The sequence below is a fragment of the Mesorhizobium sp. WSM4846 genome (genome assembly GCF_055811415.1).
In genome coordinates, this window is the sequence record NZ_JBVVPZ010000030.1 from 51,304 (window position 1) to 70,654 (window position 19,351).

14 protein-coding genes are annotated in these 19,351 nt (G+C 60.5%); 6 read left to right on the forward strand and 8 right to left on the reverse strand.

All coding sequences use genetic code 11. From position 1 onward, the window contains the following. Positions 1-45 precede the first annotated feature (45 nt). The 4 genes from AC0L15_RS22715 to AC0L15_RS22730 all read right to left on the reverse strand — a co-directional run bounded on the left by AC0L15_RS22715 (position 46) and on the right by AC0L15_RS22730 (position 4,815). Entirely contained in the window at positions 46-1,770 is a 1,725-nt protein-coding gene (locus tag AC0L15_RS22715) for a GNAT family N-acetyltransferase (protein ID WP_287247940.1), read from the reverse strand. A 39-nt stretch (positions 1,771-1,809) separates the two neighbouring features. Next, a complete protein-coding gene (locus AC0L15_RS22720) occupies positions 1,810-2,793 on the reverse strand; it encodes a D-alanine--D-alanine ligase family protein (RefSeq protein ID WP_287247942.1) in 984 nt (327 codons plus the stop codon). A gap of 215 nt (positions 2,794-3,008) precedes the next feature. Then, positions 3,009-4,199, reverse strand: coding sequence for a glycoside hydrolase family 88 protein (locus tag AC0L15_RS22725; RefSeq protein ID WP_473497145.1), 1,191 nt, complete (start codon positions 4,197-4,199; stop codon positions 3,009-3,011). Between the two features lie 262 nt (positions 4,200-4,461). Beyond that, complete coding sequence (locus AC0L15_RS22730) at positions 4,462-4,815, reverse strand: hypothetical protein (protein WP_473497147.1); 354 nt, start codon at positions 4,813-4,815, stop codon at positions 4,462-4,464. 497 nt (positions 4,816-5,312) lie between these two features. Between AC0L15_RS22730 and AC0L15_RS22735 the strand changes: the two genes are divergently transcribed. Beyond that, positions 5,313-5,840: a transglutaminase-like cysteine peptidase gene (locus AC0L15_RS22735; RefSeq protein WP_473497166.1), complete on the forward strand. Its 528-nt coding sequence runs from the start codon at positions 5,313-5,315 to the stop codon at positions 5,838-5,840. Between the two features lie 202 nt (positions 5,841-6,042). On the opposite strand, the gene AC0L15_RS22740 is transcribed toward AC0L15_RS22735, so the two are convergent. Continuing rightward, positions 6,043-6,525 carry a hypothetical protein gene (locus AC0L15_RS22740; RefSeq protein WP_287068788.1) on the reverse strand — a complete coding sequence of 161 codons (483 nt, stop codon included), beginning with the start codon at positions 6,523-6,525 and terminating at the stop codon, positions 6,043-6,045. Between the two features lie 8 nt (positions 6,526-6,533). After that, positions 6,534-7,244, reverse strand: a complete 711-nt coding sequence (locus tag AC0L15_RS22745) for a response regulator transcription factor (protein WP_287250799.1) — start codon at positions 7,242-7,244, stop codon at positions 6,534-6,536. A gap of 735 nt (positions 7,245-7,979) precedes the next feature. Here AC0L15_RS22745 and AC0L15_RS22750 point away from each other — a divergent pair. The 5 genes from AC0L15_RS22750 to AC0L15_RS22770 all read left to right on the forward strand — a co-directional run bounded on the left by AC0L15_RS22750 (position 7,980) and on the right by AC0L15_RS22770 (position 18,136). Further along, positions 7,980-10,064, forward strand: a complete 2,085-nt coding sequence (locus tag AC0L15_RS22750; protein WP_473497149.1) for a hypothetical protein — start codon at positions 7,980-7,982, stop codon at positions 10,062-10,064. Positions 10,065-10,210: 146 nt separating this feature from the next. Further along, positions 10,211-12,211 (forward strand): type I secretion protein, encoded by a 2,001-nt coding sequence (locus AC0L15_RS22755; RefSeq protein WP_473497168.1) that lies wholly within the window; start codon positions 10,211-10,213, stop codon positions 12,209-12,211. 628 nt (positions 12,212-12,839) lie between these two features. Next, positions 12,840-15,077, forward strand: coding sequence for a type I secretion system permease/ATPase (locus AC0L15_RS22760; protein ID WP_287249129.1), 2,238 nt, complete (start codon positions 12,840-12,842; stop codon positions 15,075-15,077). A gap of 12 nt (positions 15,078-15,089) precedes the next feature. Next, a complete protein-coding gene (locus AC0L15_RS22765) occupies positions 15,090-16,427 on the forward strand; it encodes an HlyD family type I secretion periplasmic adaptor subunit (RefSeq protein WP_287058191.1) in 1,338 nt (445 codons plus the stop codon). Between the two features lie 20 nt (positions 16,428-16,447). Next, positions 16,448-18,136 carry a GNAT family N-acetyltransferase gene (locus tag AC0L15_RS22770; RefSeq protein WP_473497151.1) on the forward strand — a complete coding sequence of 563 codons (1,689 nt, stop codon included), beginning with the start codon at positions 16,448-16,450 and terminating at the stop codon, positions 18,134-18,136. A gap of 58 nt (positions 18,137-18,194) precedes the next feature. On the opposite strand, the gene AC0L15_RS22775 is transcribed toward AC0L15_RS22770, so the two are convergent. Further along, positions 18,195-18,854: a DUF2161 domain-containing phosphodiesterase gene (locus AC0L15_RS22775; RefSeq protein WP_287248844.1), complete on the reverse strand. Its 660-nt coding sequence runs from the start codon at positions 18,852-18,854 to the stop codon at positions 18,195-18,197. Positions 18,855-18,963: 109 nt separating this feature from the next. Beyond that, positions 18,964-19,260 (reverse strand): DUF982 domain-containing protein, encoded by a 297-nt coding sequence (locus AC0L15_RS22780; protein WP_236377189.1) that lies wholly within the window; start codon positions 19,258-19,260, stop codon positions 18,964-18,966. Positions 19,261-19,351 lie beyond the last annotated feature (91 nt).

A 19,351-nucleotide genomic window follows, 5' to 3' on the forward strand; every position in this document is an offset into this window, starting at 1 on the left:
ACCCGGCCATTCCTGTCCTTGACCAGATGCAAAACGCGGTGCGCTTTACTCTAACGTGTCCACATCATCGGCAATGGACAAACGGTCGCTCGGCAGGGGCACACGCAACTGGTTGCGATTGGACAAGGCCTTGGCAAAGTCCGGTTTGAGCGTCAGCGCCTCGTCAAAGCTGGCGAGTGCTTCATCAATGCGCCCCAACGCCCGCAGCGTCACCCCCCGATTGTTCATTGCCTGCACGAAATCGGGTTTCACCCCGATGGCTTTCTCGTAGCACGCGAGAGCCTCGTCATACCGTTTCAGGCCGCGCAAGGCATGCCCCCTGTTGTTGTACGCAGCTGCGGCTTTCGGATTGATCTCGGTGGCGCGAGCCAGGTAGGTGTCCGCTGCCTGATACCGACCGGCCTGAAGACATAGAACGCCCAACAGACAATTAGCGTCGTAATGCCGGGGATTTGCTGCGAGCACCTGCAGATAAATCCTCTGGGCATCCAAAAATTGCTTGCTCCGATGGCATTGCAAGGCACGCGCAAATTGCTCCTCAATCCGCCTAGCCGCCACAAGCTCGTTCAGAAGCCGGCGCGCCTCCAGATTGCTCGGCTCAGTCTCGAGCACCTGCCTGCAACCGCGCTCCGCCAGATGGAACTTCCCCTCCTGACGCAGCTTTCGCACCGACGAAATCACTGAAGGAAGGCTTCTTCGATCCAGCCTGTTTCCGCGGCTGTTGGTGGAGTCGATCCGGACACCCTCTACAAGCCGCTCCTTCGATCCGAAACTGTACTTGTACGAAAAATCTCCAGTGCCAAGATCGTAAGTCCTGAGGCCGTTTTGAATTGCCCAACGGATGCTGTAGGCGTGAAGCACCAAGCCCGGTGGAGGCTTCCGAATTGCGAGATTGCGGCTGACGAGGAAACAGACGAGTGAACGCTTCGACCTGTCGATAAACGCAATGTGCACTCCTAATGGAGTATCGCCTTTCCACAATACCGGCGCGAACAGCACACCCGCCTTGTGGCACTCAAGTAACATATGGCGGCAGTTGGCAATAACACCCTGAGCATAGACGCGGCTTTTGGCCTCCCACTGCGCAAGCCAAAGTTGATAGAAAACCTCCAGGTCGCTTTGGATTGTCTCGAAGTCTGCCAAACTTATCCGGTATTCTCCGCTATTTTCGACCTGACGAAGAAAATGGCGGACATCACGACGGGTTTTTGAGCCAAGGTTGCCATCCAGGAATTCGTCCCAATCGGCTGGCAAATCGACATACATATAGATGTCATGATTTATATTTTCGCCTGTTCGGGTTGTATGGCGACGTCGTTCAATCTTTTCCTTCACAAAATCGCTGTCAGAAAAGCTTCCAAGCAGCATTTGACGGCGCCTGGCCGATATCGAAATGTCGTCGCAGTGTAACGTTGTCCAATTCAGCGCCTGCAGGCGATCGGCGAACGACGAAATGACTTGCTCTTCGAATTCGGGAACGCAGATGAAGCCCGTATAGGTGGCGAAATACGAGCCGGCCATCCTTATGCTGCTATAAAAGCCCGTCTGCTCATCGAGCCAGGTGACGAGTTGCAAAGGGAAGAAGGCGACATACTCGTTCGACCCGGGAAACCGCGCGGCCAAAATCACCCAATTTGGGCGTCGCAGCCAATTCGACATCCATGGCCACGACAGGAAGAAGTTCGCCTCCGGATCGGAGTCATATATCCGGTCCCAATTCTCTCTCAGCGGCTGCAACGCTTCGAATTTGTCGACCATATCGATTTGCATGCGCTGACCATCACTGAAGTGCCTTATCGAGCGTTGCGGTTATCTTTGCCGCTTTCTCTGACGCCTGAGACTGTGCGTCAAAACATGTCCCACCAGTTCTTCATACTTGATCCCATGCAGGGCGGCCGAACGATAGACCGCCGAGGCCGGCGCCATGTTGCAGGCGATGTTCACTTCGATGAAAACGGTCCGCCGCGTGTCGGGATCATAACGGAAGTCGAAGCGGGCATAGTCGAATGGCGACATCTCGGCCACCATTCGCGCGGTTGCCTCCGAAACCTCCTCGGCTCCCGGTCCGTCGTAAGGAGCGGACTTGTAGGAACTGTTGAGCCCTCGCTTTGCTTCATTGGTCAGAACATTGTCGCCAGGGCGGCCGCTCTCCTCGAAGACCGCCAATGAACCCGGGGGGAAGCCCTCGACAATTGGAACCGTCAGATTGAGGCCCGGGACAAACTCTTCTGCAATGAATTCACGGCCGCCGTGACGCGGATCCGAGATGGTTGTCAGCGCATCCCGCCAATCCGCTTCATTCTCGACCTTTACAATTGCGTCGGAAGCGATACCCCCTCGCGGCTTGACAATCCACGAACCGGGCAGGCTGAACTTGTCATTGCTGACCTCACCGGGCTGCATGATCCTGTGCTTGGCGACATCGAGCCCCAGCGAAGCAGCCAGTTGCTTGGCCAATACCTTGTCTTCCGAGACCGCCCGGCTTGACGCCGATGCGCCGAGACAGGGGACGCCACGATAGGCCGCGATTGCCGGCGCCAGGAGCTCGTGACCATCGAATATCGCATGCGAGTGAATGGCATAGAGGAAATCGAAGTCGAGAGGCCCGAACAGCACCTCGTGCTCGCTCGCCGGCGTGACCCTGAAACCCAGCCCGCGCAGCGTTTCGAGCATGATGGCATGGTAGACGACGTGGTAGCCGTACTTGGCCCTGCGCTCCGGGCTAGAGTCGAGGGCATGACGCGCCAAAAACAGCACATGGGTTTGCGCGAGCTCTTCCGGCGATGGGGTCAACAGGTATTCCAACGTCGGCATTTATGAGCCTGATGTGTTCAAAACGCTTTCCCATGCTTGCATCATGGCTTGGGCCGGTCAAGCAGAACCACGGGCAATATTTTGGGTGGCGTTGAAGGTCGAAATGGTACAGATCCAGATTGGGATGCTGGCCGCACTGCCCGTCAAAGAAACGCAGGAGCAGTTCGGGGCTCCCGGCTATCCTTTGACGGGAGTCAAAGCCCCGGCTCGAATGTACAAGCCTGCTTGCTTCCGAGAAAATTCCCCAAGGCCTGGATAGCGTCTATCGTATGCTGGGCATTGTCTATGCGAGCCCACCTATTTTTCTCTGCATTGGTCCTGATGGCTCCTCGGTACGCATATAAGGGAAGAGAAGATTCATCCAGTTTTTCTCTATACTGCAAGGATGCGATGTTTTTCAACGAGAGCATAATAGCGTCAAGGTATTGCCCTGCCCTCACCTCATCCCCTGTCCGCTGCGCCATCTCGAATGCATAAACCAGCCCCTCGGTATAAACTCCGTCCGAGGACGCGTGCGGAAGGCCGTACTGAGGGGTTGCTGGATTGAAGAATCGTCCAATCCTGTACGACCGGTCCTGAAGTTCAAGCAATTTGTCGTTCAGAGTAAACACCGCCTCGGCGAATTTATCGGCTTTCGTCAACTCATATAGATGCCGATAAGCGATGGTGTGCCAAGGCACGTATGCCGGGTAATAATTATCTGCGATATTGCGGACATATTCCTCTAAATAGAATTCTGCACTGCGCGCCGCTTCGTCGAAATAACGGGTTAATCCAGTCCGGATATAATATTCGAGCAAAGCAACCAGCGCTTCCCCTGAATAAAATGTTAAGAGGTATTTTGCGTCGAAGGAATAATTCGGCTCCTTTAGCCAAGGGCGAAAGGACCCGTCTGCATTCTGGAGCGCAAGGATGCCCTCCGCGGCCGCACTGGCCTTTGACTGGAACTGTTCAAAATGAGGACTTGCCGCGAATGTGCGAAGCAGCATCGCATTTGCCCCGAGCTTTGACTTGCCATCATATTCAATATAACCGATACCACCCTCTTCCCGATACCATGTATTCATGATGAATGACAAATTCCGGCGATGAACAGGGCGAAGCGAGAGATTTCCTACGCTCATTTCCGCCAACGTGCGCGATGACATAAGCTGTCTTAGTTCATTGTTTTTTTCAGATCTCTCGCCCGTATACGGATTGATACTGTAGGTAAACAGGCCCTTTTTTCCAATATTGCGGATTATCCAGGCTTCCGCCAAATCTCGGATCCTTGCCATCTCCTCCGGCAACGACACGATCGTCCGCAGTTCGGGAGACCGTTCGGCGGGATGAAAGTTCGTCTTCGGCATGAGGCGTTTGGAGGTTCGAATCCGGTGGGCGGACATGGTTTCGCCGAGATTGATCGAGTTTTTGGCTGCTCTTCAACCGTCGACTGTAATGGCAGGGTCTATGCGGTGGCAACGGCCTCGGCTGTAGGGCCGGGCTCCAAATGAGCGTAGAGAGCCGTGAAGATCCTGGTTTGTCGCTGCAATTGAAGGGCCGGTCTGCGACGAAGCCCGGCGCGGAGGAGTGAAGATAGCTTCGCGGCCGATAGTCAGCCTCGCGCCGGCCCTCCAGTTCAGTATCCCAAACGGAAGGTGAGCGTCTTTAGACGCTCACCTTCGCGGCTATCGAGCGAATATCTGGTAGGTCGTTAGCCGCCGCTGCCGCCGCCACCGCCGCTGCCGCCACTGCCGCCGCCGCCACCCCCGCTGCCGCCGCTACCGCCGCTGCCGCCGCTGCCGCCGCTGCCGCCGCTGCCACCGCTGCCGCCGCTGCCGCCGCTGCCGCCGCTGCCGCCGCTGCCGCCGCTGCCGCCGCCATCGCCGCCGCCGCCGCCGTCGCCGTCACCATCGCCGTCGCCATCGCCGTCGCCATCGCCATCGCCGTCGCCATCGCCATCACCGTCGCCGTCGCCATCACCGTCGCCGTCGCCATCACCGTCGCCATCACCATCGCCATCGCCGTCACCGCCATCGTTCAAGGCGGCGGCGACAAGGGCCGTGGTAATCGGCGGGCACATGTCGATCTGTTCGGCGGAAAGAATGCTGGTGCGGTTGGCTGCAATACAGCAAAGCGCGAAATTGGCCTCAGTGAGAGGTTGGCACTGTGCAGCCGCAAGCCGCGGACGTGGACTCTGCTGCGCGGTTGCCGGTGTGATCGTTGCCACCGTGAAGGCGGCGGATGAAAGGAGCAGTATTCTTAGAATCGTGCTCGATACCTCAGGGTACAGGTGCATTTCTTCCTCCTTTTGAGGGAAAAAAGGCGCTCCCGTCCCCTTTGGTTGCGCGAAGGGTCAATGTTGCCGACCATCGGTAACACTTTGTTAAGTATGGCAAACAATTTGTTCCTGCGCAATTGCGATTCTCAGGGTTGATTTACCAACCCCCTTCAACATTATGATGACCTACTAAAGGGGACACTAAGTGAATCGTTCAGCGGCGCTTCTCGCGGCGGCCATTTCGCTGGCCGGCTGCAGCAATCAAACCACTGGAACAGCAACGAAGATGGCCACGCAGGGCTACGCCTTTGCACCGGCCGCCTTCTACAAATTCTGCGCCAGCGATCCGGCGCTCTGCAGCACCCGCGGCAAGGTCAAAGCGGTCGAACTCACGCCGAGGCTGGAAGCGGAACTTGCGAGCGTGAATAGTTCGGTCAATCGCCGCATCAAGGAGAGAGGCGACAGAGACTCCGCAGGCCGAGCCGACGTTTGGGGCTTGCCGACCGGCGAAGGCGATTGCGAGGATTTCGCCATCCTCAAGAAAGCCGAGTTGTTGAAACGCGGCTGGCCCGCATCCGCCCTGTTGCTGACCGTTGCGACGCTTGGCGGCGCAGGTCATACGGTCCTGACGGTGCGGACCAGCAAGGGCGACCTGGTGCTGGACAACAGGACGGGCGCGATCAGGAATTGGTCACGGACGTCGTACCGTTATTTTGCTCGGCAGTCCCAGTCCGAAAATGGCAAGTGGACGCGGATAAGAACCTGACACCCGTGCTTTGATCAATCCGCGGCAATTTCGCCGCGGCGCAAACCAGATCTATCTTCCATCTGGCGTCCTCTGCCCGACGGTTCTCCGCGACCGTTACCAGTTCCAGTTCTGCGCGTTAATGCGTCCACGCAGACGTCACGGCGGCCCGATCGTGGCCTAGTCAACCTCGATGCGCGCGTCACAGGACAGCGACAGGCGTTCAATGCGGAAAGGAATGGCTTTCGACGACCCGCCAAATGTCCTTGTTGATTGCGCTGATCGCCTGGATGGAGGCGCTGATCCGCTTCATCTCGGAATCGTCGAGCTCCTCGATCTTCCCATATTTGATTGCATCCTTGCTGTCGAAGATGCGCATGAGTTGCGTGCTCGCGTGCGTTCCCGTTTCGTCGAACGAATAGATGCAGTGGCTGTACTTGTTGCGCAGCTTTCCCTGCCGGGTAAGCTGACTGGCAATCTCCAGGACCTGGCGTCGGCATTCGACCGGTGTTCCCGCCATCTTCGCCAACCGCTCGACCAACTCGATCCGTGCACGCGTGGTGTTCAGCGTCAGGAAAATGACGATCGCAGTCTCCTTGTCTACTTTCGCCAGACCGGCAATCAGGTAGATCAGCAAGCTTTCTGTGTTGGTCCATGTGTAGTTCAATTGACCAACAAGCAGTAAAATCTCCTGGAAGCGTGGCATCGACCTGCTCACGTGAGAGTTGAGATCACCGGGCGATCCGCACTGGGAACCATTCCAGCGGCCGCAACCCGTCGGGCATGAAAAAGGGCTGCGGCTTCAGTCCTGTTGTGGGCGCCCAGCTTGTTGATGACGTTGTGCATGTGAATTTTGACGGTGTGTTCGGAAAGGCGAAGTGCGGCGGCTATGGTTTTGTTCTGAAGTCCCTGCGACGCCATCTCCAGGATCTGAATCTCTCGACATGTCAGTTGGCCAGACTCCTCGAGTGCGGCTTGCCGTTTGATGGCGGGCTTCGACTCCTTCGCCTCGCTATGGGGCATGCCGTTGTTCAGGTACGGCTGAAACATGGCCAAGGGGAAATATTCGCCTCCGCGCAGCATGAGCCTGATCACGGAAAGCCACACATCCAGCTTCAGGTTCATGGGAAGCACGCCGCGCACCACTCGCGACGCAAAGACCTCATCGGGGATAAGCGGCCTCCTGCCGTCGTCCTGCATCACAGCGGTCATGGCTGCCGGGTGGAAGCGGGCCAGCTGGGCGGAACAGGAATCGATCTCGCTCAGAAACACCGCATCGATCAGAATAAGGGAAACCGAAGGTTCGAACGCCGTCCAGGTGGCGGACAGGTCGCGAACGCGCTCAACCCCGATCCACGGGAATTCCCTTTCGACGGCATGCACCAGGCTCTCGGAGATCGTGTCGTCAGGGGCGATGAACAGCAAGGTTCGTCGGGCCCAGGATTCTCTATCGGCGGAATCAGCTCGACCTCGTCCGCTCGCCTCCACCCCATCCACCCCATTCATGGCCCACCTGTCTACTAACCTCACTAAAGGCCGGGAACCCCTAACCCGGACGACACACGTTAACTACTTCCTAACTCAAAACTAGGCGAAAAAATATAGTCCTGACGAGCTAGGCAATTGCTAGGCAACCCTATGCTGGCAGCGGCGCGGCGCGCAACTGTCCGCCAATCACCATTGCTACCGACCCGGTTTTCCGCCCAGGATTTAACCCTTCATGGCGAGCAGATCGTCCCAAACGGGCTAGCTCCAACTATCAGCTTTCAATTTACGGCTGACGGTCACAGACTTCCAATGTTCCGTATTGGGAGTTTGGGGAACATCCAGAGATCACGAGAGCAGCGAGCGACCGCACCGTTGGGCGGCGCAGGCGGTAACTCGTGCGCAATCTGGCTGCCTCGCTCCCCCGTCAGAGGGAGGTGACGCCATAAAAACAGACGATGACCGGATCTCCGGCCTTAGTCCCCTAGGCGCAGGCGATCCAAAACCAACCACATGAAAACTTAATGGCCGCGAGCAGCCCAAGACCACGTCAGATTGAATGTGGTTCGGTTGTCGCGGCCTCTTACCGAGAAAACTTAACGGCCGCGAGCAGCCCAAGACCACGTCAGATTGAATGTGGTTCGGTTGTCGTGGCCTCTAACCGAGGGAACGACAATGACTACTCGCAACAGCAATAACTCCAACACCGGTTGGCAGTTCATCGGCGATGTCTCCGATGACGACACCGTAATCGATATCGGAGATGGCGATGCCAAGAGCGACGCCAGCGCCGACGCCAAGAGCGACGCCAGCGCCGACGCCAAAGCCGATGCCAAATCCGACGCTGACGCCAAGAGCGACGCTGACGCCACCGGTGTAGGCGTCGGCGTAGGTGTGGGTGTCGGAGCTGGCATCGGCATTGGCGACGCTACGGCCAATTCGACCAGCGACAACACCAACAATAACGGCAATAACAACAGCAATTCGAGCAGCAACAGCAGCAACAACACCAACACCAACACCAACACCAACAACGTTAACACCAATGTTAACGCCAATGTTAGCGCCAGCGCGACGTCGGACGGAAAGCAGGACGACGATTTCATTGACCTCGACGACGTGAATGTCGGCCTCGGCGGCGTCATGATGTTCAGCCGCGACGGCGACATCAGCTTCGATCCGGGCGATGACGTCAGCTTCTCGGACGTCCTGAACGGCGCGTTTGCCGGCGCTGGCAATGGCCACAGCGCCACCATCATCAACCAGACCGGCGACATGAAGGACAACGACTATCTCGGCAGCGCGACGGTCCAGAATAACGGCTACTTCGGCAACAAGGGCGACGCCAAGGGTGGTTACGCCAAGTCCGAGGAAGGCATTGATGCCGGCGGCGACGGCGGCCATGCTGGCGATTCGGTCGCTTTCGGTGGCTTCGGCGCCAAGGGCGGCGATGCCGATACCGGCAGCGCCAAGGGCGGCGATGCCAAGGGCGGCGGTGTGGCGGTGAGCGTGCCGATTGTCGTCGGCTCCGCTGACGCCAAATCAGACGGTGGCAGCGCTTATGGCGGCGACGCCGTGCCGATCGCGGTTAGCGGCGACGCCAAGGGCGGCGACGCGACCGGCGTGGCTGTCGGCGCAGGCCTCGGCGGTGACGGCAAGGGCGGCGACGGCGACAGCGGCGAAGCCTATGGCGGCTACAGCGGCGACGCCAAGGGCGGCGACGGCGGCGACGGCGTCGGGCTCGGTCTGGGCCTCGGCCTGGGCGTCGGCGTCGGCGGCGACTCCAAGGCCGACGGCGGCGATTCCGACGCCAAGGGCGGCGATGCTGGCGCGCTTGGCTTTGCCGACGCCAAGGGCGGCGACGGCGGGTCCGGCGGCAATGGCGGCAACGGCGGCAACTCGACCGCGGTACCTGTCGCCCTGGCGCTGATGGACGATGCCGAGGCTGGCAGCGACAACGATCCCTCTTGGGGTGGGAACAAAAGCGATGACAACGTCGCCGTAGCTATCCCGATCGCCGCGAATGGCGACACCGATGCCGGTAACACCGGTGGTGGCGGCGGCGGCGGCGGCGGCGGCGGTGGCGGCGGCGCGAATGCCGGCAACTTCGCCGATGTCGATGGCGGTGCTGCAAGCTCGATTGGCGGCGGCGCAGGCTCGACCGGCGGCGCTGGCTCGGGTTCCGGCTCCGGCACTGGCTCTGGCTCTGGCGTCGGCGGCGCCGGCGGCGGCGCGACCAGCGGTGCGGGTGGGGCTGGCACGAGCGGCGACGCAACCGGCGGTGCCGGCAGCGGCGGAGCCGGCAGCGGCGTGGCGAGCAACATCAACACCGGTGGCGCAGCCACCAGCGGTGCGGCCACGGCCGGCGACGCGACTGGCGGCGATGCGACCGGCGGCGCTTCGACGGCGACCGGTGGAACGGGCGCAGTTGCTCTCAGCGGCGCTTGGGCTGACGGAGCGGACGGTGGCTATGCCTGGAGCGGCGACGCCACGGGCGGTGCTGGCGGCAACGGCGGCGCAGCGACTGCGACCGGCGGCGCGGCTGGCGATGGCGGCGGCGGCGGCAGCTGGGGGTCGAATATCGGCCACGACCAGCACATTGAAGCCATCAGCCAGGCCAACGCCAATGGCACCATCGACATGAACGGCTTCAACCAGCAGATCGTGATGGGCGCCAACCTGCAAGGCCACTCGGTCGACATGACTGTAGTGGGCGGCAACCTCACCAGCTCGGTGGTTGGCGAAGACGACGCGACATAACTGGCGTGGCCGGTCTCGCCGAGCGAGACCTGCAAAAAAGGGACTGCGCGGGGGAAAACCCCGCGCAGTCTTCCCAACCAGAGAAGAGAAGCGCGACCCGGCAAGGGCGCGGATGATCTCGAAAACCGGAGGAAACTTCCGTGTATATGGACAAGATCACCGAGGCGATCAGCCACTTTGTGGGACTCTTTGAAATCACACTGGAGCAAGCCCGTCTCAGGAAAGCCTATGACGAATTCAAGGCGGCCCAGGCGGTCGAGGAAGAAACGCCGGAGCTTGCCAGTCAAACGGTCAACATCGAGGCAGGATACAATCTGGAGGATTTCGTTCCCTCCATCGAGTATTCGCCAGTTCCACCAAAACTTGTCCTGACGACACCCTGGTCGGATTTCCAATTCGTTCCTCCAGACATCCCCGCGATCCCGCAGCCGGACGTCGCCTATCCAGGTTTCCTGTTCCACCCGGACGCGCCGCCGATGGGGAGTGCGCCTTCACGCCTGATCCTGCCCCATATCGAGCCCCCTGGCTCGGTGGCGGTCCTTATCAATCAGGAGCTTCGGCTCTCCGATAACGATTATACAGGCGCTGGCGGACATGGCCTGAAATTCTCTCCCGCAGCAGCGGACCATGCTGCCGAAATGGCGACCTTGCTGGGCGCGGCGGCGGATCTGTCGCCGATCGACGATCTGGAAATGCCGGGTTCGTCCGAGGAGATAGTGGCTGTCATCAAGACAGCCGGCGAACGGCTCAACGGCTATGCGGAGGAAACGGATGGCGAAGCCGATGTTTTCGTCGTCAAGGCTGACGTCATCGAAGGCACTTACGTCAATGGGCAGTCCGTGGACGAAGCGCCCAAGCTCGACGATCACCTCCCGGAGAAGCACCGTCGAGCCGATGAGGAAGAGGACGAGGAAGAAGAGGCCGAGCAACCCTCCTACACGCCTGGGTCCGGCAGCATCGACATCGATGTTTCAGTCGAGTTGGAAGCCGGCGGCAATCTCCTCGTCAACAGCGTCGCGATGGCCAACAATTGGCTGCAGTCGCCGGTTTGCGCGGTGATGGGCGACCATGTCGAGCTCAACGCGATCATTCAGATCAATGTCGCGTGCGACAGCGACCTCGTCAGTTCCTCCATCAACGGTTGGGGCCTGAACGCGACCGATCCGACCCAAGGCTTCAATATCGCGATGTTCAAGCGCATCGATCCGTCGGCGGAAGCTGCGGCGTCGCAGGCCAAGCAGGGTGACTTTCCCAAGCACTGGGTTGTCACCGAGGTCGAAGGCGACCTGCTCATCATGAACTGGATCCAGCAATACGCCTTCATGATGGACAATGACGTTTCCGTCTTGTCGTCATCGGGAGTCAAGACGCTGGTGACAGCCGGCGCCAACACGGCGGCTAACGAGATTTCGCTGGACGAATTGGGCTTCAATTACGACCTGATCGTAGTCGGCGGAAACATTTACGACGCCAACATCATCCATCAGTTGAACGTGCTGCTGGACAACGACCTGATCGGCGCGGTCGATGGTTTCCATACAACCGGCGAAGGCGCGGCCTCGACCAGCGACAATCTGCTTTGGAACCAGGCCAACATCGTCAATTACGGCGCCGGCGATCGCTTCGAGGCGATGTCTGAAGCTTATCGCAAGGCGTGTGAAAGCCTGCAGAACGGCAACGGTGACCTTTCCGACATACTGAACGATGGCGCATTCGCGGGCATCGGGGCGATTCGGGTGCTCTACATCTCCGGCGACATCCTCAATCTACAATACATCAAACAGACCACCATTCTTGGTGACAGCGATCAGGTGGCCCTGGCCATGAATGCGCTGGCGCATCCGGAGGCGGACTGGACAATTTCGACAGGAACCAACTCGCTGGTCAATTATGCCTACATTGCCGACGTGGATTCCACCGGCAAGACCTATGTAGGCGGCGGCATCTATTCGGACGAGATCCTCATCCAGGCGGAGCTGATTTCCACCGGCCCCGATCTTGGCGGCCAGAATCCCGACGTGCTGGTGAATGAAGCGGTCGCTTTCCTCGATGACGATATGCTGGCGCCGGAAGCCTCTCAAAACGTGCCGTATCCCTCGCTCGTGCCCGAGACCTATTCCGATCCGATGCAAAGCGTTCTCGCGTGATTTTCGAACCGGGGTGGCAGCAATGACCGAAGATCGCGATCAAACCGGGCGCGCTTTCGTCCAAGAACCAGAATGGGATCGGCCGGATGACGGCGGCGAAGCAGTCGGGCGAAGCGCCGCCGAGCCGATTGCACAGACTTGGTTTCGTCACAGCAAGGCGGTCGATCGTTCGGTGGAAAAACTGGACGATGTCGTTGCCGAATTGTGGCGCATAGTGGACGCCCGGCCAGCCGAAACGCCAACATCGCTTCGCGAAACGACGCCAGCCAAGGTCACCGAACAAGCCAGGGTCACCGAACAAGCGCGCCCTTCAACCGCGCCTTTACCTGGTGATAGAAGCGCTCCGCAACGCGAGGTGCAACCACCCTCCCCGCAAGCAAAAGCGCCTTCGGCTCCGTCGCCGGCCACGCCCACTGCTCCAGCCGCAGACAGCATGAGAAGGCCCGACCCCATCCGGCCACCGAACCCTCGGATCTCCGAGCCGGCCCAGCGCGCCGTAGCGCCAATGGAAGAACCGGCGCGCAGGCCCGGGCCGGAAATACTGGAACGGAAGACGCCGAACGCACCGAAGGACGCGCCCGGCAAGCAGGACCAGCCGAGCGCGCGAGTAGAGCCGCCCACGCAGGAGATGCGGCCACCGAGCCCTCGGATCTCCGAGCCGGCCCAGCGCGCCGTATCGCCAAAGGAAGAACCGACGCGCAAGCCCGAGCCGGAAATATTGGAACGCAAGACGCCGGACTCGCCGAAGGACGCGCCCGCCAAGCAGCACCAGCCGAGCGCGCGAGTAGAGGCGCCCACGCAGGAGATCCGGCCGCCAAGCCCTCCGATCTCCGAGCCGGCCCAGCGCGCCTTGCCACCAAAGGAAGAACCGGCGCGCAAGCCGGAGCCGGAAATGTTGGAACGCAAGACGCCGAACGCGCCGAAGGACGCGCCAGGGAAGCAGGACCAGCCAAGCGCGCGAGTAGAGCCGCCCACGCAGGATATGAAGAACAAGCCGGTTCTGCCCGGCGTGACAATCGAGGGCGACCGCGGTCCCTTGCTTGCCCGGGAAGTGCCTGGCGGCGGCGGCCCGACCGGAACCGGCAAGGGGGGCGGCGGTGGCGGCGGCAATGGCGGCGGCGGCGGCGCATTCCACAAGCGTCTCGGCCCAGTCGATCTCTCGGCAAGCCTCACAGCCGGCCTTCGCGCGGTCAAGAAGAACCTCATCGCGGTGATGATCTTCACGATCGCGACCAACGTGCTGGTGCTGGCGATACCTGTCTACCTCTTCCAGATTTCGGATCGCGTGCTGACGAGCCGCTCGGTCGACACCCTGGTGATGCTGACGATCGTGATCGTCGGCGCAGTCATCCTGCAGTCGGTTTTTGACGCCATCCGGCGCTTCATCCTCATGCGCACAGCGGTCGAGGTCGCCGCCCAACTGGGCGGACCAATCCTCAGCGCAGCCGCCAGGGCTTCACTGCACAGCAACGGGCGCGAATATCAGACGCTGGGGGATCTTCAGCAGCTGCGTACGTTTCTGGTGTCCGGCACGTTGCTGTCTCTTCTCGATGCGCCGATGGCCCCGTTGTTCATGCTGGCGATATTCCTGATCCACCCCGACCTCGGCTTTATCGTCGTGGCGACGGCGCTGCTGCTGCTGGCCATCACGCTCGCCAACCAGCGCGCAACCGCCAAGCCGTTTGGCGAGGCCAACACAAGCCAAACCAAAGCCAACCTCCACGTCGATTCGATGTCGCGCAACTCGCAGATCATCAACGCGCTCGCGATGATCCCCGAAGCCGTGTGGATCTGGGGCAAGGATACCGGCAACTCGCTCAAATGGCAGGTCATAGCTCAGGACCGAAACATAGCCTTTGCTTCTCTTTCCAAGGGCGTCCGGCTGCTGACCCAGGTCATAATGCTCGGCTGGGGCGCCTACCTGGCCATCGAAGGCTCGGTCACGGGTGGCATGGTCATCGCCGCGTCAATCGTTGCCGGTCGCGCACTTGGCCCGATCGAGGGTGCGATTGAAGGGTGGAACCAGGTTGTGCAGTCACGCGCCGCCTTTGGCCGCATCAGTGCGCTGCTGAAGGAATCCCCGCTGAACTTCGAACGCCTGAAGCTGCCGCGTCCGGAAGGGCGCCTCGATGTCGAGCGGCTGCTGTTCGTGCCGCAAGGAACCAAACGTGTCGTGCTCAATGGCATCGGCTTTGGCCTGGAGGCCGGAGACTCGCTGGCGATCATCGGCAATTCGGGCGCCGGAAAAACGACCCTGGGCAAAATGCTCGTCGGCTCGATCCTTCCAACTTCGGGAAGCGTGCGGCTCGACCTGATGGACCTGCGGAACTGGGATCAGCGGCAATTTGGTGAAAGCATCGGCTACCTTCCCCAGGACGTGCAGCTTTTCCCGGGGTCGATCAAGGCGAACATCGCCAGAATGCGCGAAGACGTCGACGATGGCGCAATTTACGAAGCCGCCAAGCTGGCCGACGTGCACGAACTGATCGCCTCGCTCCCGCATGGCTACGAGACCTTTGTCGCCGCCGATGGCGCGCCGCTTTCTGGCGGGCAGAAGCAGCGTATCGCTCTGGCGCGCGCCTTTTTCGGCAGCCCGAAACTGGTGGTCCTCGACGAGCCGAATTCGAACCTCGACACCGCTGGCGAGTTGGCTTTGTCGCGCGCTCTACAGCAAGCCAAAGAGCAAAAGATCACGATGGTGACGATCACGCAGCGGCCTGCTTTGCTGCAGACCGTGGATAAGATCCTGGTGCTCGTCAACGGCACCGTGGCTCTTTTCGGGATGCGTCAGGACGTGCTCCAGGCTTTGGCGGCGCGCGGCATGAGCCTCGATGGCGGCCATTTTGCCAATATTCAGGTCAAATGAGAGAGAACGGCCGTGAAGGAAATAGCCAAGATCGAAGACGCTCAATGGTATGGCGCCGTTCCGCGTTCCATTTGGAAGCAGACGACCGCCGGATTGCTGCTGATGGCCGTCACCTTCGGCGGATTTGGCACCTGGGCATTCACGGCACCGCTCGCAGCCGCGATCGTCGCGCAAGGAAGCTTCGTGGCCACAGGGCAGAACAAGATCATCCAGCACCTCGAAGGGGGTATCATCAAGCAGCTTCTGGTTAGCGAAGGCGACCATGTCGTAACCAATCAGCCATTGGTGCTGCTCGACGAAACGGCCGCGCGGGCAAAGGAACGGCAGTTGTTCTTCCGCCAGGCGCGCCTTGAAGCGATCGTGGCGCGCTTGACCGCCGAGGTGCACGGGGCGGAGACTATACAGTTCCCGGCCACAATAACCGAAAATCGCGACGACCCGGAAATTGCTTCGATCGTGCATAGCCAGCGTCTCAACTTCGAGGGCTCGCGCACCAAAATGAGCAGCGAGATCCGATTGCTCGACCAGAACATCGGCGCCCTGAAGTTCCGGGCGGGCGGTTATGAGCAGTTGCTGAAAGCGGTCACGATACAGCTCGGTCTGCTACGCGAGGAGTATACCGGCAAGAAGACCCTGCTCGACCAAGGATTGATCCGCGCGACCGAGATCAAGGCGATTCAGCGCGCCATAGCAGATGCCGAAGGGCAGATGGGGCGGCTCTCAGCCGAGATATCCGAGACCGGCGCCCAGGTCATCAAGCACGAACAGGAGATGCGGCAGACAGAAAACGCCTACCGCCAGGCGGCGCTCGACGAACTCGAGGGCGTTGAAACCGAACTGGACAGCATCCGCGAACAGTCCCGCGAGGCGCAAAACGTGCTGCGCCGAGCGACGATCAATGCGCCGGTTTCGGGCACTGTCGTGCGGTTATTCTACCACACCTCCGGCGGCGTGATCGAGAGCGGCAAGAGCATCATGGAGATCTTGCCGGCGAATGTGCCGCTTATCATAGAAGCGCAGGTGCCTCGCACCGAGATCGACAATGTCAAGGTCGGACAAAAGGCGACGGTACGGCTGGTCGCGCTCAACGCGCGCACGACGCCGGTTCTGAACGGGGAAGTCTACTACGTCTCGGCCGACTCGCTCCCCGACGCCTCCGGCCCGACCGAAAAGGAGGTTTATCTGGCGCGCGTCAACCTGCCAGTCAGTGAACTGGCTCGCGTGCCTGGATTTGTTCCGACGCCAGGCATGCCCGCCGAAATTCTCATCCAGACGGCGGAGCGGACCTTTTTCAGCTACCTGTCCAAGCCGATCAAGGACAGCATGGCCAGGGCATTTAATGAGCGCTGATCGTAGAGGCGGGGGGTAATATGCAGATCGACGTCTTGACACGCCCGGAAGAACTGAACGGGCTTCGCAACAACTGGGACGACCTCTACGCCAGGGATCCCGACGCGCATTTCTTCGTCTCGTGGGACTTTCTTTCCCACTATCTTCGACGCTTCGACGGTGAATGGTTCATTTTGGCGGCGCGCAAGGGGCCGCCGGGCTCTCCCTATGTCGCGCTTCTGCCACTCCGGCTGCGCACCAGCATGAGGAAAAAAACCGGCGAAATCTACCATGAAGTGTATATGGGGGGAAACCTTGCAGCCGATTATACCGGCATCCTCTGCGCGCCGGAATACGCCTACCGGGCAATCGCGGTTTTCGCGAAGCATCTGAAGACGATGCATTGGGCCAGCCTGCATCTGGAAAACCTGCGGATGTCGGAACGCAGGACAGGCTGGCTGATGGAGCAGCTTTCCGACAATCGGCTGACGATGCGTCGGATGCGGCGCGTCAACCAGGTTGACAATGTTGACAACTGCATATGCCCGGCGATCGATCTCCCGTCCTCATGGGAAGATTATCTTCTGCACAATCTCAGCGCCAACACCCGCCAGAAGATGCGGAGATTTCTCCGGAAGCTGGAGAACTCTGACGAGTTTCGCATAACGCATGCCGACGCCTCTACCATCGAGCGCGATATCGACATCCTGCTCGAGTTCTGGCGCATCAAGTGGACGCCGCGGAAGGGGAATCTGGTTTCCGGCCTGGTCAAGAGCAACCGACTGCTGTTCAGGCAAGCTTTCGAACGGGGCACGCTGTTCCTGCCTGTGCTTTGGCACGGCGACCGGCCCTTGAGCGCTCTTGCGATCTTCCTCGATCCGGTCAAGAAGAGCATGCTGTTCCACATGGTCGGCCGCGACGAGACGGCCGACATGCTGCCGTCGGGACTGGTCCTGCACGGTTATTGCATCCGCCGCGCGATCGAGAACGGTTTCCGGACATACGATTTCCTGCGCGGCAACGAACCTTACAAATATTCCTTCGGCACCCACGACACCGTCATCAACTGCACTCTTGTGCGAACCAAAACCGGCCGGAATCTTGGCGACCGGCTGGACAGGCGATCCTTGGTCGGCGCGTTGCAGGAGGCGGCCGGCCTCCACAAGAAGGGTTGGATCATCCAGGCTGAGAACGTCTATCGCCAGATCCTGAACACCGAGCCGAACCATGATCAGGCTCTGTACGGACTCGGTCACGTTCTGGGTGCGAAGGGCGATCACCGTCAGGCTGCGGAATGCTTCGGCGCGCTTGCAGCGATGTCGCCGCAAGCTGTAAACGCCTGGCTTTGCCTGGGCATTGCGCAGCAGTCGCTAAACGACCACTCCGCAGCCATCGAGTCGTTTGGGCGAGCCACGGACCTCAATCCAGGCCTCATCCTGGCGCGTTATGCCCTGGGCCGCAGCCATCTCGCCCTGCAGCGGACGGATGAGGCGGCCCAGGCTTTCACGCTGGTCCTAGAGAATGAAACGCCCGCGCCCGCGGAAACCGCCCTGCGCGCCAAAGCCCGGAAACAATTGCAGCAGTTGAGGACAGCCAAGGCGCCCTACATTCTAAAGAAACCTGAGCGCGAGAAGCCCGTCATCCAGCCGTCATTGCCGCTGGGGCTGACGACTCTGCTCACGGTTGCGCGGCCGGCAGCCGCGAGCCGCTCCCCCTCTTCCGTTGCTTGACGAGGGCGTCGTTGCCTGCCTGCCGCTGCAAGTCGCTCAAACGACTCGTGCTGCCTCGTCATGAAACCGATTGAGGCCAGCGCTGTAGCGCAGCGCGGCCAACGTCGGTAAGCGCATAGACGCCGCGCTCGGCCCTGGCGAACCAGCCATAGACATTGTGAAGCAGGATATTGGCGGCGCGTGGCGAAATGGTTTTCAGATCGCGCGGGCGTTTTGGGCCGTCGACCATGGCAGCGGCGCAGGCCAGCGCGTCCTGCCGGTAAGCGGTCATGACCGGCGTACGCGAGCCGCCGCCGACTACAGGGTCGCCGCGCCGGCGCCGATGCTCGTCCACCAGGCGCGACCGTCGCCTCGGGTCTCGCCGGGGCGGCAAGGCGGCCGGACTGAGCAGCAATTCGACGTTGCCGGCGGAGCCAACCCCGAGAAGGCCGAAGCCGAGCCGCCGGCACAGCGCACGGAACCGGCGATCGTGCTCGCGGCCCTTGCCTCGACTTGACATCCTCGCCGCGAGCCAGACCTCATCGCATGACGCCGCACGGTCAACACCTTGAAGAATGAGTTCGAGGTTGAACTGCAGCTTCAATTCGCAGATGACGAGCACGGGCGGCTCGCCGTCACGCAGTCCAACGACGTCGCAGCCGCCAACCTCGCCTTTGACAGTGAAGTCCAGACTCTCAAGAAACCGCTTCACCGGCATGTAAAGAGACGTTTCCTGCATGCGCGACGCATAGCCGATTCGTGGCTGGTTGGCACAGCATCACCGACAGGTGTTGCCACCGAGGGCAAGCTATGCATCAAGCAATTTGCTGGGACTTGCCCGCTCGGCGTCAAGCCCTCAGCCCCCTCGCCTCGCCTCCGCGCTTGCGCGGAACCATCATATCCCTGGCCAGCAGGCGGCTCACCCGGCAGAATGCCATGAACGCCCGGCAAGCCTCCTCGGTCTCGACCAGGTCGACGGTGGCGCCGAAGCAGGCGTTGAACGCAGCCTGATAGACTGGGCCCTGGCGGCGAACCGGCCAGCCTTGCAGGAAATCCAGCGCCTGTTCGACGCTGTATATTTCCTCGACTGGCAGGCCAGGCGCGGTCGTGATGCGCACCGGCACCTCGAATTGCAATCTGTCCATTCCTGTCTCTCCAGAACGCGGTCCCGCGGCAACGCCGCTCGTCGCAAAAAGTTGCTTTGACCGGCTCTCCGCTCAGGCCCACATCTTGTTC